The sequence below is a fragment of the Bacteroides sp. AF29-11 genome (genome assembly GCF_003602895.1).
GTDB lineage: Bacteria > Bacteroidota > Bacteroidia > Bacteroidales > Bacteroidaceae > Bacteroides > Bacteroides uniformis.
Map to the genome: position 1 here is coordinate 555,628 of NZ_QTLY01000002.1, position 13,654 is coordinate 569,281.

Here is a 13,654-nt window from a genome sequence, read left to right on the forward strand (position 1 = left end):
ATATAATACCCAGCCCTATCAATATGACATCTAAATATACATTCATTCTATCTTGAAGTTTTCCAATACACGGGTCGGCTTCCATCCCAATTCACGCATCGCCTTTTCGTTACTGAAAGTAAGCGATTCTGTGATTTTCTTCAGTTTCAAAGAATTGATAGGCGCTTTCTTTCCTAAGCAATCTCCTACCAAAGCCATACATTTAGCTGCCCAATAAGGTATTGAGAAAGGTAATTTCTTGTCCAATTGCCTGCAAATAGTAGTCTCAAGTTCTCTGAAAGTGGGGTGATGACTGTCACATACATTGTAGATGCCTCCCTTTTCTGCCAACAGAGAGACCAACTTTGCAATATCCTGTACCATCAATACACTCTTTCGTGCCTGACCGCCAGCAATGCTGAGGTATTTCCCACTACGGATACCATGAATCATAGCCCCCAGATTTCCCGGAGGGTTAGGACCGGCAATCAAGGAAGGACGGATTATACCTAAAATGACATTATGTTCGTAACACCACTTTTGTAGATATTCCTCCGCAAGACGTTTACTCATGGCGTATGGTGTATCTCCATCCAAAGGATGGTCTTCCGTAATATTCTCACCATAAGCACAACCGTAAACTGCTACAGTGGAAATAAAAATGAAGGCCCGTGGCACTCTTCTCCGCTCCAATGCAGTACAAAGATTCTTTGTACCTTGCAGATTCACATCAAAGAACACCTGTCTTTCCGCTTCCGTTTTAGGAACAGAATGTGCCTTTCCAGCAACATGAAGAACAATATCATACCGTTCACGCAATACCGGAATCTCCTTTGCTATATCTATAGTATAATCATCCTTCGGCGACAGCCCCACAGTCTTAACGCCATACATCCCCTCCAAAAGAGGACGCACATTGCTACCCAAGAAACCAGAAGCTCCAGTAAATAAAAGTTTCATGAAAAATATATTAGGAAAATCACTAGTAAAAACTCAGTTATTTTATTGTCGATAGTTCTATCGATTAGTTAATTTCATATTCGTATATGCTAATTTCGCTTTTTTATTTATCTCCCGCCTTTCTTTATCAAAAAACCACCCCCATTTATTTAAATAATAAACGGCAGCCTTAACATGTATCCAAAACAAACGAATTTTTTTATGAGATCCTTTCTCAAAAGCATGAGTAATTGTGGCACTTGGATAATACATTGTTCTATATTTCTGAAAAATACGACGATTTAAATCAGTATCTTCTCCATACATAAAAATCCCTTCGTCAAAAACTCCAACTTCTTCAATAACTGATTTGCGAAGAAACATAAAGCATCCTGATAAATATGGAGCATTCATTTCCTTATCATAACCGCTAAAGCGCATCTCAAAATTATCATTAATACGCTTCTTGATACTCTTAAAAGGAATAAACATTCGACCAATCCAGTCCATAGGAGTAGGCAGAAGCTTGCACAAATATTGCAAATCACCATTAGGATAAATCACTTTAGGAAGCACATTGCCCACATCAGGATTAGCCTGCATGTACTCATAAAGAGCCTCAATCACCCCTGCTTCAAAATAGATATCCGGATTGAGCACCAAATGGAATTCTCCCATTTTATCAAGCTGACGCATAATCTTATTATGTCCCGCACCAAATCCATTATTGCAATTCATAAAAAGGTACTCCACTCGTTCATCTAATGACGCTAATGATTTCAACTCATCTATAGGCGAATTATCCACCAGATAAATCCGCACCTTCAGATTTGTGTTTAAAAAACTCCAAATAGCCCTCTTCAGTTCTTCTATATTGTTTTTATAGAGCACTATAGTAGCTGTTACTTGATATTGATTGTTCATACACTTATTATAGATTATTGCGTTTTTTTTATTACAAATAAGGAACTCATAAAATCCTTTAGTTCCGGATATTTCTTATCCTTTTCAGTTAGACAATCATTATAAAAGTCCACAAAGCATCTTTTTACTTTTGTAAAGCGTGATAGTATACACAGTCTGTGTAAACCCAATACCACCACAAACCACGATGTTCTTATCGAAATCTACACACTATTCTTTTCCAATTAAATACAATTACTTGACATCTTATATTTTGTCAGTAGTTTCAACATAACTATTACGAGTCTTTACCGAAAACTTAAAACGATTTTTTGTGTTTTTATAAAAGATTTAATGAGCAGAAAGGATCGATTCCTAACAAGAGCAAGGAAAACTCTTTTCCTAAAAGGGAAATGACAGTAGTATTTATTATGCCGCCAATTAGGATACAGAACCTCAAAATCATCAATAAAGCGAAGTACTATTCGTTTGTCAACGCCCGAGAATAAAGCACGGAAAACAGCACCATATAACACTAAATTAATACATCTAAACTCTTTTTCTCGTATCAAAGTATCGGGTATATTCTGGCGTATATAATTACTTGCTTGTAAAAAGCCCTTATAAATATTAGGATTAACGGATGTTGATAAAGAATTACTACGCGCAAAATAGTTATAAAATGCTTCGGGCAAATAAGCAATACTTTTTGATTCATATACCAATAATGGAACTACCGCAGCATCTTCGCTATTGTAAAAACAAGGCATTTTTATTTTCTTTATGATGTTGGCTTTTATACATATACCACACACGCTATCGCCCGTTAAAGCCATAAAATCAGATTTTACAAATCCGTCACTATAAAATGGAATAGAAGAAATATGAAAAGTCTTCCCACTTTCATAGCAACGGTTATAATCAAAAAATAGCAAGTCAAGCATATCTGATTCCATACGCTTTTTTATTGCTTCCACAAAATCGTCACGATACCAATCGTCAGAATCTAAAAAAGCAACATATTTTCCTTTAGCTTCTTTTACCCCAAGCTCTCTGGCTTTACCAGGTCCCCCATTATAAGGAGCATTGATTAGAGATGCCAAAATCGAATTTGAGTCGATGAAATTTTGGAGAAAAAGACAAGTATCATCTGTAGAGTAATCATCTACAAAAATCACCTCAAAATCTTGACACGTTTGACGTTGCAAAGACTCTATGCAACGACTCATCAACTTACCACAATTGAAACATGGAATTATTATTGATAGAAATATATTCATACAAAAAGGCAAAAATAAATTTAAGATTTTGAACTAATTTCCCGAAATAGGTTCTGCCATATTCCCATCACACGAGATTCAGTATATTCTTCTGCTTTATGACGCGCAGAAACACTCATTTTTCTTAGATTTGCATTATCATTAATAAGAGTTATTATGGCATTTGCCAAGCCAAGTGAATCAGAGGAGCCAACAACAATTCCGTTTAAGCCATTAGTTATAACATCAGATGCGCCACAAGGATAATCAACTGTTACTATGGGAAGTCCATGAGCCATTGCTTCAAGCATCACCATAGGAAAGCCTTCATATCTTGAACTCATAGCTAAAAAAGAAGCGTTTAAATACTCAGAAGCAATCTGTGAAGTTGAAGGAAGTAAGCTTACTGATTCGGATAATGACAATTTGTCAATTAATTGTATAATGCTATCTTTATCATCACCATTCCCACGTATTACAAGTCGCCAATCAGGACATTTTATATGTACTTTACTCCATGCTCGAATTAAAAGATGAAAATTTTTTTGGTATGATAATCGACCCACACTCAACACTATTTTATTATTTAGAGGAGCAAGCTTATCCGGGAATGTAGGAAGATAGTTTGGAATCACCATAATATTAGGTAAATCTCCCCACGAACGCTTGTCACGTTCGGTCAAAACAACAAATTTATCATACTTTCGAATTATTTTCAACCAGCTTTTTAGTCTCATGGATTGTATCGTTCGTTTCAACCATGAACGCGCTTCTATCATTTTTGCCTCTCGAGAAAAATGATACTCTAAAATTTTAGAACTACCGTCCTCTACATCGCACAGAATGTCAAAGTCATAGTCGAACATTGAAATTACGATGTCCGCCTTTTCTTTCAACAATACGTCCCTTAGACGCATTCGGTGTATAGCTTTCTTTTTTTTTGTAGCAAACAACCTGAAAGGGAGGGGTAACTGTGCATCATCTTCATAATTAATTCCTAAGTCAATACAACGTACATCTTCAAAAAGATAAAAAAAAGGCTTGCGATTTTTTTGGTCGGTTGTTATGATAATAACTTTGTTTGATTTACCATCTACCCCTTTCGCATGAGAAAGATAATTAGCCTTGTTAGCCAATACACGCTCCATACCTCCGGAATTATACATTCCTGTTATTGTGTAAACTATCTTCATTCTTTAATACCTTCAATTGATTTACAACAAATCGTGAGCTATCGGTTTAAACTTCTCATAGTTTCCTTTTCTTTCTAACCATTTACGTATAAATAATCGTTTAAAGTGCGTAATGCGGTAAAGCATCTGATTAACGGTGGTCCTTTTTGAAGAAGCACCAGATATTGTACTCTCCACACTTTCATCCGTAGGATGGTTTATAACAAACGGAGTTACTCCTAATATCTGAATACCTTTTTTGCGCCAGTAAAACCAATCATCAGCAGTAACAAACGGTCGTTCTTCCTTCATTAGCAGCACAGCTTTACGATTTATTACATAAGCATAAGTAAAAAATGCATCAAACACTTTTACTATCCTAATATCATCAATATTAATTACATCTTCACAATGCCAAAACCATGATGAAAATAATATGACTGTGGGTAGTTCTTGTTTGTCAAGCCAATTTTGCACTGTATGTATTGAGTGAATAATACGATTCACATCACCCAATACAGCATCATCTTCTAAGAGTAAAGCATATGGCAAATTCTGATCGATAATGGCCTGGAAGCATCGTTGATGACTCATGGTACATCCCACTTCACCAGGACGAGCTTCTCTAAAATAAAGTGATTTAAATCGTTTTAAATTAAAAAGTTGATTCAACTCTTGCGTGTTCATTTTACGTCCATCTACAGCATCAATAAATTCATAGTCTATAGAACGCAAGGCTTCCATTTGTTTTTTTATTGCATCTCGGCGTTCTTCGCAATCCTGCAAATTAACTATTAAAGCTTTCATATTCTCCTAATATAAATTATTTAATGACCGCTCTTTTGCCAAAGATAGAGATCTGCAGTATTAGGGTCAACATTATTATAAATCCAATTAACATCATAATCCATTTGAAGTGCAACAGGGTAAGGTGCAAATAAGTATGGCCAACGTGTAACAGTATGTTTTCTATAACCTATCACTTGACCAGTTATGATGCTAAACAAGAAAACACCAAACACTATTTGAATATTTTTCAATTTAGCATTATATAATAAATAGAAAACACCAACACCATAAAAGAAAAACTGTACACGTCCATTGATTGCCGAATAATTAGACGTAAACGCCCATAACAAAAACAAATTATACATTATAGACGATTGATGACTAATAGGGACATATAATATGAAGAAAACAAATAATGACAAAGATGCGACCTGACCAATCCATATAGGCAACCAGAAGAAAACATTACCTGAAAGATAGCTAGTATCGCTATATTTACCTTCAGTATACATCAGCAGATAATTATTAATTTCACCTAATGGAAAGAGTTGTAAGATTAATGGAAGTGATGAAGAAATCAAAAACAGCACTACAAAAAATATCCAAAAGTTTTTTTTTGTATGTGGGAAAATTTTTAATTTATTTGCTACGAGCAAAGGTACAACGAATATAGTTGCAAAGTGAACAAATATAGCAACTACTATTATTATATAATCAATAAGCCCCGTTTTATTTAATAAGTATCTTCTACACAACACAAGAGAAATTAATGTAGCTGCAAATCCATAGCGCAAGCCAGAAGAAATACCTCCAATAGGAACCACCAAAATAACCATCCATAAAACCAACCAACGATTGAGGCATTTTATTTGTGGAGAATCAAGCATGCAATCATATATGTAGAAATATATAAGGTAGGCAATGACCACCCATCCAAAACGAACAAAACCGTATGTCAACCCTAACTGAATAATTCCAAATTCATAAAGGAAAAGTATGAAATCAACTTTTATATTAAAGGAAAGATAAAGCAATAATTCATCCCAATTCCATGTTTCCATTTCATAGAATAATTCAGCATGCCTATACGCGTCAGCAGTAGGTAGGAACAACAACATTGAACACAGTCCCATAAACAACGCAAACAGCACGTAAGCATTTCGTTTTCGTCTATAACATCCATTTATCACCATAGGCATGGCAAGTATAGGGCAGCAGAAGAAAATGATCCAAACGAACCAATCAGTTCTGAGCAAGGCCTTCAATAGTGTCTTGTCCATAAAGTTCTATCAATTTCGGGTGACATTTAACACCTAAATAGTGTAGATTTGATTGGGGGGGAAACGAATATATGCTGGTACTATTAATGGTGTAGACATCATCGAAGTGAATGCCCAAAAGAGCAAAAAGTTCGGCGGGTACTTTCTTAGAATATACTTTCACTCCCGGAAATGCCTTTTCGTAATCCAAATTATCACGCGGGTGCGTCTTAATCACCACTTCTTCAGAATTGTATTTATCAATAATCTTACGATATATTTCGATAAGATTATCATCTCCAATCTGTATATTGTAAGGTTGAGTTAATATAATCACTTTTTTTTCAGCCAACATCAACAAGTCATCATCAGTAATTCCAAACAAAGATGTAATGTAGTCCTTGGCATCACTCTTTTTCCACAAATCCTGAACATTTACAATTTTTGCTTTAGATTTCAAGCACTCCGGTATGGAGGCCAATTCTGTCAGTACCACTTCTTTTGCTTGATCGGTTAGTCCATAATCACCCTTCACAATATTGGGACCATAAATGAATTGCAAAAGTTTTTTATGCTTTCGTAGCTGGGGCTTTATCAACCATTTCTCATCGTAATTACCTAAACCATCTTCAATTACCACCATGGTTCGTTTATGCAGCAATGCGGATGAAAACCACAAGTGATCGTGTCCATAAATGGGTAATGTCTTTAAAAAAGGCCAATGCCAATAACAAGTACGGTAAAGAAGAAAACGATAAATACACCTGACAAGACGAGGCATCGCTTCCATTTTATGTAAAGAGAGAAATTGCTTATATTTCAGCTTACTCTGTACTTCAACTGAGATTGCTTCTGAAACAAAAAAATAAGTTGATTCAAATTGCTTTTTACCATAAACAAGCAGATACAACAGCATTGAATAAACAGAATCCACAAAACATACCGCAGTAATTCCATTAAACTTTTTCATACTCAAATCTTTTACAAGAGAGACTACACTCATACTGCAGTCCTTTTTTGGGGTCAATACATCCTTTTTTTTCCATAACCATCTACGTCTTCACATATTTATTCAGAAGTAAATTAGCCCGATACACCACAAGTGCCACCATGATGAACTTTAAGAACACATAAATCAGGCAGGTATAATAGAGACTATATTGCGTCAGCCACATCGACAGCATCAAGTGAAGTAACGAAGAAAAAAATGTAATCATCATCAAATCTTTGGTTTTGTCATAATAGAACAAATAGTTGGTGTAAAGAAAATAAATACACTGAAAGTAACCTGACAAAGCCAATAAGTAGAAGTAAGGAAGCGAAGCTGCATATCGTGGCAATACCAAGGGAATTAAGATAGAGCAAACGGCCAGTACCGCAACAACTCCTATCGTATAAACAATGAATATGGCTTTAATCTGCCGTTGCAATCTCTCCCATTTGTCATCCAGATTAGACGACAAAACCTGATAGATAGATACCGAATTGGTTTGATTAAAGGCAGAGCCAATCATGTCAATGATATTGCTCAAGTTGAGAGCAAAACTAAAGATTCCTACCTCTGCAAACGTATAATAGTAATTGATAATATACCTATCACCTCCCTGCTTAATCCAAGAAGTGGCCAGATGAGGAATAAGTGGAACACCCCACATCAAGATAGGTCTTATCTTGAACCACGAAATACCCTTAAACAGAAACAGACGATATCTACAGCAAACGTAAATAGCAATCAGCCCATAAAGCACTGCGCAAGTTACCTGTGCATAAATACGTCCTTCCCATCCAAGTTTCATTGCCACTACCAGCAGCAACGATATAGCAAAGTTTACTATAGCAAAGCTACAACTCAGCAAACCATAAAAAATGAGTTTCTCACGGATGCGGAAATAATCAAGAACTATCTGGAAATAGCAGTTCATTAAGGCAATGGCGAGCGCAGACCACAAAAAAGCAAGTCGCAGCTCCGTCATTCGCGCCAAAGCCGAGTTACCCACTAATAGCACCAATGCAAAGAAAGAAGCTACGGCAAAAGTAATCAAGAAGACAATGCTTAAACTTTGCCGAAACTCGTCCCGGCTCTTCCTGAAAAACGACACCGACACATATCCATTCGTTGAGAGAGACACCAGAAATCCCAGAAAAGTGACGATTGTATTGAACAAACTCAACGTTCCGTACTCTGCAGGAACGATGTATTTAGCCAAAATGATCAGAAGCAGGAAGCCCACACCCTGATTAAAGAAAGAGAAGAGAGAAAACAGCCCACCCTTAAGAAGGATCTTATTATTACGAAGTTGGGATATTATTGCCATTAAATCAAAAATTCGACAGTTTACTTGCTATCATTTCATTTTCCATATCCCATCTTGATTTTCTATCCACAAAATTACTTCATTTCATAAACATACATTGTATAAACCCCTTCGACACTATCCCACTTCCCTACAAAGTCAAACCCCAAATCTGCCGCATTGGAAAGTTTCGCACGACTAAGTATATACTTGCCGCCAAATTCATTGCGAAATACATCGGCATTAATAAGTAACTCAACCGATTGTTCACACTTTTTCCGAGTGGGCTGATAGTCCACACCTTCACAATAAAGGTAGCGGCGACCACCCCAAATATCATAGTAATGGCGGATTTCTTCGTTCACGTTGAGTTGTGGCTCAATCAAACGACGGTATTTCAACATATCTTTATAGGGATAGCAGGAAAGATATCCACCGATACAATTAAAACCATTGTACATCAATATCATTTCATGATAGCCTACAGCAGCTACCGGTTCACCTTTATAATTAATATCCTTCTTTATCTTCGTAAAAAGAGCTTCGTCATAAAACTCCTTCCAAGTGAGATGATCTTTCTTTAGTGAAGGAATCGTGTTCGCTGCTAATGAATAAATGGAGTCGTTATAAGTAGTACGCGACAGCATTATATAACCTAACTGGACAATCAGAATAAAAGGTACAATCCGTTTGAGATACCGATTACGCAAGCACATCATAAGGCTGGCGCTGAAAGCTACGTACCAAAAGAGACGGTTGAAGACAAATAAGCGTGCAAAGGAAAAACCATCTAGGGCGGAGATTAAATTTTTAAGGTCATCGAACCAAAAGGCTTCATCTGCTGCTGCTACGAATGAACAAATAAACGCCATGGTTCCACAAATAAAAAAGACAGATTGCTCTTTTGTAACGGTTTTGTTTCTTATCCACTGCCAAGCCACATAACAGCACGTAATAAAACAAACTGGAAATACCACGTATTTCTGAATGGTAGAAGCATGATAAAAACCCTCCACAAAATAATGGTACAAACCAATAGCAATGTTGATTGGTTCTATAATAAAGTGATTCCGATTCAGGTCTTCACCAACGGCAAACTGCATGTAGAACAGTTTAAAGTTGAATATCACCACACCAATGCATAACAGTAAGAATGCCACAAATAGTGTGGAGTGAAAACGCTTGCTTTTTATTGAAGCGATAACCATACCCGCTAACCAAAAGCCACAGGCAAACAAAGCACTGCAATGAAACTCCATCAAGAAGGGGAGGAAAAGTGCCGCCAACAACCACCATTTACTTCCTCCCTTATAAATATTATAAAACACGATACAAGCCAACGGTATGGATGCCACTGAGATAGACCAAGCAGGGATTACCGGTAAAATGGCAAAAAGCAGAGAAGTGAATAATAGGATTTCACGATGTTCCTTTCCAAATAATATACACTGCAACTTGTACATCGAAAAGAAGCCAACGAGCAATGAAATTAAATAAATCAATACGTAGGCGACATAAGCCGGTAAGAGGTAATAGGCAAAGTTCTGGATGGTAAAACCTCCCCAGCCGAAATAGACAGCCGGTGTGTTATCCATGACTCCGGTAGATACATCAAAAGAGAAAAGTCCAACCTTTTTAGCAATTGACCAAAAGGGTGGAAATTGGTCTAAGTTATCATGAACAGTGATGTAATTGTTCTCCCCAAACAAAATAAAGGGAAGTATCATCATAAATAAAGCACCAAACACAATCAGCTTTGTAAAAAACAACACATTCTTATTCTTTAGTTCCATGGTCCAAATTTTATTGCTTTTTATACATTTGATAGGCCTCCTTCAGCATATCCTCGTCATTATATTGAGGATGCCAATCCAAATCGTCTTCTGTCTGCTTAATATCAAGAATATACTCTTCATCTGCTATCATGAATTGTTCTTTGTACATGATGGTCAGGCCGATGCTATCAAAAATATTGAGTATAAACTTAACTAATTTCCCCGGGGTAGGAATCACAACTGAGTGTGAATGGGCTGATGCAATTACACCTTTTAAAAGTGTACGTATATCGGGTGAGTTTTTGGAACCGAGATTGTACTCCTTATTAGGCAAACCCTTATCAATGGCGCAGAGAATTGCACTCACACAATCGAATACAGAAATCATCTGATAGTGATTCTTTCCGTTACCAATGGTGGGAACAGGCAAGTTCATATCAATCAGTTTGAAGAGTTTCACCAATATACCCAAACGGCCGGGGCCGTTAATCATACGGGGACGGAAGATGGTGATATTCATACCCTTCTTCCGATATTCAAAGCAGATTTCTTCACATGCTTTCTTGCTCTGACCGTATGGGCCGAAAGGATTTTGCGGATGTTCAATGTCAACAGGCAAGTATTGAGGTTTTCCGTAGGTCATATCTGTCGTGAACATCAGGTAATTTCGACATCCCTTGTTGTAAATCGCTTCAAGGATATTCTCTGTGCCAACAGTATTTACGCTAAAGAAGTAGTTTCTTCTATCACGGGGCACCTTGGTATGGTATTGATTAGCAGCAAGATTGATAATTATGTCATCCACAGAAATGGGTATAGTAGACAATTGTTGCTTATCACGAATATCAGTCTGTCGATACTCGCAACCCTTTGTAACTCGTTCATCAAGGGTTGGGTGTAAGTCACATACAACCACCTTTTCATTTCTCTCCAGCAAGGCATTCGCCAAGTAACGGCCCACAAAGCCATTACCTCCAAATATAAAATATTTCATCTTGTCAACTTCTAGAGATTAAATAAACACCAACACAAATCACCATTATGCCAGCAATGCGTGTGAACGTCAGTGATTCATCAAAGAAATAGTAACCCACCAAAGCTGCCACCACATAACCGATACTTAGGAACGGATAGGCAAAACTTACTTCTACTTTGCTCAATACAGCCATCCACATCAAAATGCTCACAGCATAACAAACCATGGCTCCCCACAACCAGAGGTTGGATATCATGGCACCAAAATTTTGCACCATGCCACTCATACCGACTTCACCTACAATCAGCATACCCTTGCGGATACAAAGCTGAGCAGCGCAATTTAGCAGCACACTAATAAGAATTAAAAGAATATTCATCTATTGAATTGTTTGTAATATGATTCATCCGAAAAAGCAAGGAGTTCCTTATCTCCTCGACTGTCTCCATAAACTACCAGTCGGTATTGAGTTCTGTCAGGATAGAGCTGCAGCAAGCGTTTCACCTTCTCTTCGCCATAGCAATTGGCAGTAGCGAAACGACCCGTAAGGTGTCCGGTTCCTGATAACTCCAGCTGAGTCCCCAAAACTTGATTAATGCCTAAGCTCTCAGCAAATGGCTTTACCCAATTATCAATGCTGGCACTGATAACGACTATTTCATCGCCTCTATATAGGTGCTGTTTTATCTGTTTAACCGCATCCTGATAGAGCAAATTTTCACCTCTCTCCATAAAGAATCTATAACAGACTGCATCGAACTCATCCAAATTCACTCCTTTAAAAAAATAGGAGAAAATCATCTGCTTGGTCTTCCAATTGGGATAGAGGTGACACTTCATAGCCAACAACCAAGGCAGATGAAGCAAAAAGCCAAGATAAAAAGCTGTCTTGCCTTTTGCGAACTTGATGAACTCAAGCAGTGTATCTCGATTGGTAATGGTACCATCGAAGTCGAATGCAACAATCTGTTTCATCTTAGCAATAGAGTATGAGAATAAACGTCAATATCCAACCTATGATACAGAGTTGTACAAAGCGGTCTTTCATCAGCACCTTAGTGGGACTTCCACTCTTTACATCGACAATAGTGATTTGCAAATAGCGGACGATGCCTGCCAATACAAAGACGGAAGTGGCATAAAGGTATTGCGTATGCATGCGCTCCACAACCTCCTCACTCACCGTGTACATGATGTAACAAACCATCGTAATGCTAGCAATAATACCAATGGTTTGATTCATAAACTCAAGGTTATAGCGGTTGACGTTTTTTCGAGCCGACACTCCAGTTTCTTGGTAGATGACCACGTCATCCCGACGTTGGGCAAAAGCCAAGAAGAGAGCCAATAAGAACGTCATCAAAATAATCCAATGAGAGAGGTGAATACCCACAGCTACACCACCCACAAAAATGCGAAGTACAAATCCGAATGCAATGATAAATACATCAATAATCGTAATCTGTTTCAACTTCACACAGTAGGCAATATTAAGAAGTAGATAGAAACATATTATGCCAAATAAATACCATTTTTCCCTTCCTGTATAAGTAACAAGTAAAAGCAGTGACATTGTGACAAGTATCGCACTAATACCATATCCCATCCCTTTTGATATTTTTCCTGAAGCAATAGGGCGTTTACACTTCTTGGGATGTTGCCTATCAGCCTCTACGTCCCAAATGTCATTGAAACAGTAAATCGCACTGGCGGCAAGACTGTACGCTACAAATGCTCCCACCACTACCAATAGTTTATCCAGATCCGTCAATTGACGGTCGAAAAAGAGCGGCAAAAAAATGAATAGATTCTTCAGCCATTGATGTGGGCGAAGAAGTTGAATAATTGACTTTATCATATAATTTATATAAAAGTGACTGAGAGCAAGGCACCTTCTCTTATTCCTTCTTTCTCACCTTAAACCATTCATCCAGCCACCCATTAATCACCCGCCTGATTTCCTCATCCTCCAAATCCCTGAAATAGTAGAAAATCAGCGATAAGTAGGCGCTTAGTCTTGCATCGAGCCCTTTTTTATATGGATATACGTTTTTGTACTGATATGAGCTTCCAAAGCAAGTTCCGCGATAGTAATCTTTCTCATTTTACGTAAAGTTTCGATAAAAGCACCCAATGAAGAGTGCATACAGTTTTCATTCATGTCAATTTTCGGTTATGTGAATTGTATAATAGTTTCTATAATGTTATAGATTGTTATTTATACTTTAGCCAGCTTAAAATCTTTTCCGTATACGGAAAAGATTGGGTGAAATAAGTTACCTAACTTTGCACAATAATTTAAAAAAACA

General features: G+C 37.3%; 14 protein-coding genes. All 14 read right to left on the reverse strand.

Going from position 1 to position 13,654, the window contains the following annotated elements; translation table 11 throughout:
* Positions 1–42 precede the first annotated feature (42 nt).
* The 14 genes from DWZ03_RS05040 to DWZ03_RS20445 all read right to left on the reverse strand — a co-directional run bounded on the left by DWZ03_RS05040 (position 43) and on the right by DWZ03_RS20445 (position 13,506).
* Positions 43–939, reverse strand: coding sequence for an NAD-dependent epimerase/dehydratase family protein (locus DWZ03_RS05040; RefSeq protein WP_035448386.1), 897 nt, complete (start codon positions 937–939; stop codon positions 43–45).
* Between the two features lie 57 nt (positions 940–996).
* Positions 997–1,842 (reverse strand): glycosyltransferase family 2 protein, encoded by an 846-nt coding sequence (locus tag DWZ03_RS05045; protein ID WP_035448384.1) that lies wholly within the window; start codon positions 1,840–1,842, stop codon positions 997–999.
* A gap of 287 nt (positions 1,843–2,129) precedes the next feature.
* A complete protein-coding gene (locus DWZ03_RS05050; protein WP_035448383.1) occupies positions 2,130–3,101 on the reverse strand; it encodes a glycosyltransferase family 2 protein in 972 nt (323 codons plus the stop codon).
* 20 nt (positions 3,102–3,121) lie between these two features.
* Positions 3,122–4,273, reverse strand: coding sequence for a glycosyltransferase family 4 protein (locus DWZ03_RS05055; protein WP_035448382.1), 1,152 nt, complete (start codon positions 4,271–4,273; stop codon positions 3,122–3,124).
* Between the two features lie 21 nt (positions 4,274–4,294).
* The gene (locus DWZ03_RS05060; RefSeq protein WP_035448381.1) at positions 4,295–5,059 is read right to left on the reverse strand and encodes a glycosyltransferase family 25 protein; all 765 of its coding nucleotides are present in this window, start codon (positions 5,057–5,059) and stop codon (positions 4,295–4,297) included.
* Positions 5,060–5,079: 20 nt separating this feature from the next.
* On the reverse strand, positions 5,080–6,321 hold the full coding sequence (locus DWZ03_RS05065) for a hypothetical protein (RefSeq protein WP_133303147.1): 1,242 nt from the start codon (positions 6,319–6,321) through the stop codon (positions 5,080–5,082).
* Positions 6,284–7,303, reverse strand: a complete 1,020-nt coding sequence (locus tag DWZ03_RS05070) for a glycosyltransferase family 52 (protein WP_227232477.1) — start codon at positions 7,301–7,303, stop codon at positions 6,284–6,286. Before DWZ03_RS05070 ends, DWZ03_RS05065 begins: the two co-directional genes overlap by 38 nt.
* A 49-nt stretch (positions 7,304–7,352) precedes the next feature.
* Positions 7,353–8,615 carry a lipopolysaccharide biosynthesis protein gene (locus tag DWZ03_RS05075; protein ID WP_120129076.1) on the reverse strand — a complete coding sequence of 421 codons (1,263 nt, stop codon included), beginning with the start codon at positions 8,613–8,615 and terminating at the stop codon, positions 7,353–7,355.
* 74 nt (positions 8,616–8,689) lie between these two features.
* On the reverse strand, positions 8,690–10,387 hold the full coding sequence (locus DWZ03_RS05080) for a DUF6044 family protein (protein ID WP_120129078.1): 1,698 nt from the start codon (positions 10,385–10,387) through the stop codon (positions 8,690–8,692).
* Positions 10,388–10,397: 10 nt separating this feature from the next.
* Positions 10,398–11,363 carry an NAD-dependent epimerase/dehydratase family protein gene (locus DWZ03_RS05085; RefSeq protein WP_120129080.1) on the reverse strand — a complete coding sequence of 322 codons (966 nt, stop codon included), beginning with the start codon at positions 11,361–11,363 and terminating at the stop codon, positions 10,398–10,400.
* Positions 11,364–11,367: 4 nt separating this feature from the next.
* Positions 11,368–11,697, reverse strand: a complete 330-nt coding sequence (locus DWZ03_RS05090) for a DMT family transporter (RefSeq protein ID WP_230628266.1) — start codon at positions 11,695–11,697, stop codon at positions 11,368–11,370.
* Positions 11,698–11,720: 23 nt separating this feature from the next.
* On the reverse strand, positions 11,721–12,320 hold the full coding sequence (locus DWZ03_RS05095) for an HAD-IB family hydrolase (protein WP_035448372.1): 600 nt from the start codon (positions 12,318–12,320) through the stop codon (positions 11,721–11,723).
* A gap of 1 nt (position 12,321) precedes the next feature.
* Positions 12,322–13,203, reverse strand: a complete 882-nt coding sequence (locus DWZ03_RS05100) for a decaprenyl-phosphate phosphoribosyltransferase (protein ID WP_207805202.1) — start codon at positions 13,201–13,203, stop codon at positions 12,322–12,324.
* 153 nt (positions 13,204–13,356) lie between these two features.
* Positions 13,357–13,506 (reverse strand): helix-turn-helix domain-containing protein, encoded by a 150-nt coding sequence (locus tag DWZ03_RS20445; RefSeq protein ID WP_138298612.1) that lies wholly within the window; start codon positions 13,504–13,506, stop codon positions 13,357–13,359.
* Positions 13,507–13,654 lie beyond the last annotated feature (148 nt).

What these genes read in the sequence shown, in the direction of transcription:
- DWZ03_RS05065 (WP_133303147.1), bottom strand. Translation starts at nt 6,321, where the DNA reads ATGGACAAGACACTATTGAAGGCCTTGCTCAGAACTGATTGGTTCGTT.
- DWZ03_RS05055 (WP_035448382.1), bottom strand. Translation starts at nt 4,273, where the DNA reads ATGAAGATAGTTTACACAATAACAGGAATGTATAATTCCGGAGGTATG.
- DWZ03_RS20445 (WP_138298612.1), bottom strand. Translation starts at nt 13,506, where the DNA reads ATGAATGAAAACTGTATGCACTCTTCATTGGGTGCTTTTATCGAAACT.
- DWZ03_RS05075 (WP_120129076.1), bottom strand. Translation starts at nt 8,615, where the DNA reads ATGGCAATAATATCCCAACTTCGTAATAATAAGATCCTTCTTAAGGGT.
- DWZ03_RS05085 (WP_120129080.1), bottom strand. Translation starts at nt 11,363, where the DNA reads ATGAAATATTTTATATTTGGAGGTAATGGCTTTGTGGGCCGTTACTTG.
- DWZ03_RS05095 (WP_035448372.1), bottom strand. Translation starts at nt 12,320, where the DNA reads ATGAAACAGATTGTTGCATTCGACTTCGATGGTACCATTACCAATCGA.
- DWZ03_RS05045 (WP_035448384.1), bottom strand. Translation starts at nt 1,842, where the DNA reads ATGAACAATCAATATCAAGTAACAGCTACTATAGTGCTCTATAAAAAC.
- DWZ03_RS05100 (WP_207805202.1), bottom strand. Translation starts at nt 13,203, where the DNA reads ATGATAAAGTCAATTATTCAACTTCTTCGCCCACATCAATGGCTGAAG.
- DWZ03_RS05080 (WP_120129078.1), bottom strand. Translation starts at nt 10,387, where the DNA reads ATGGAACTAAAGAATAAGAATGTGTTGTTTTTTACAAAGCTGATTGTG.
- DWZ03_RS05070 (WP_227232477.1), bottom strand. Translation starts at nt 7,303, where the DNA reads ATGAGTGTAGTCTCTCTTGTAAAAGATTTGAGTATGAAAAAGTTTAAT.
- DWZ03_RS05060 (WP_035448381.1), bottom strand. Translation starts at nt 5,059, where the DNA reads ATGAAAGCTTTAATAGTTAATTTGCAGGATTGCGAAGAACGCCGAGAT.
- DWZ03_RS05040 (WP_035448386.1), bottom strand. Translation starts at nt 939, where the DNA reads ATGAAACTTTTATTTACTGGAGCTTCTGGTTTCTTGGGTAGCAATGTG.
- DWZ03_RS05050 (WP_035448383.1), bottom strand. Translation starts at nt 3,101, where the DNA reads ATGAATATATTTCTATCAATAATAATTCCATGTTTCAATTGTGGTAAG.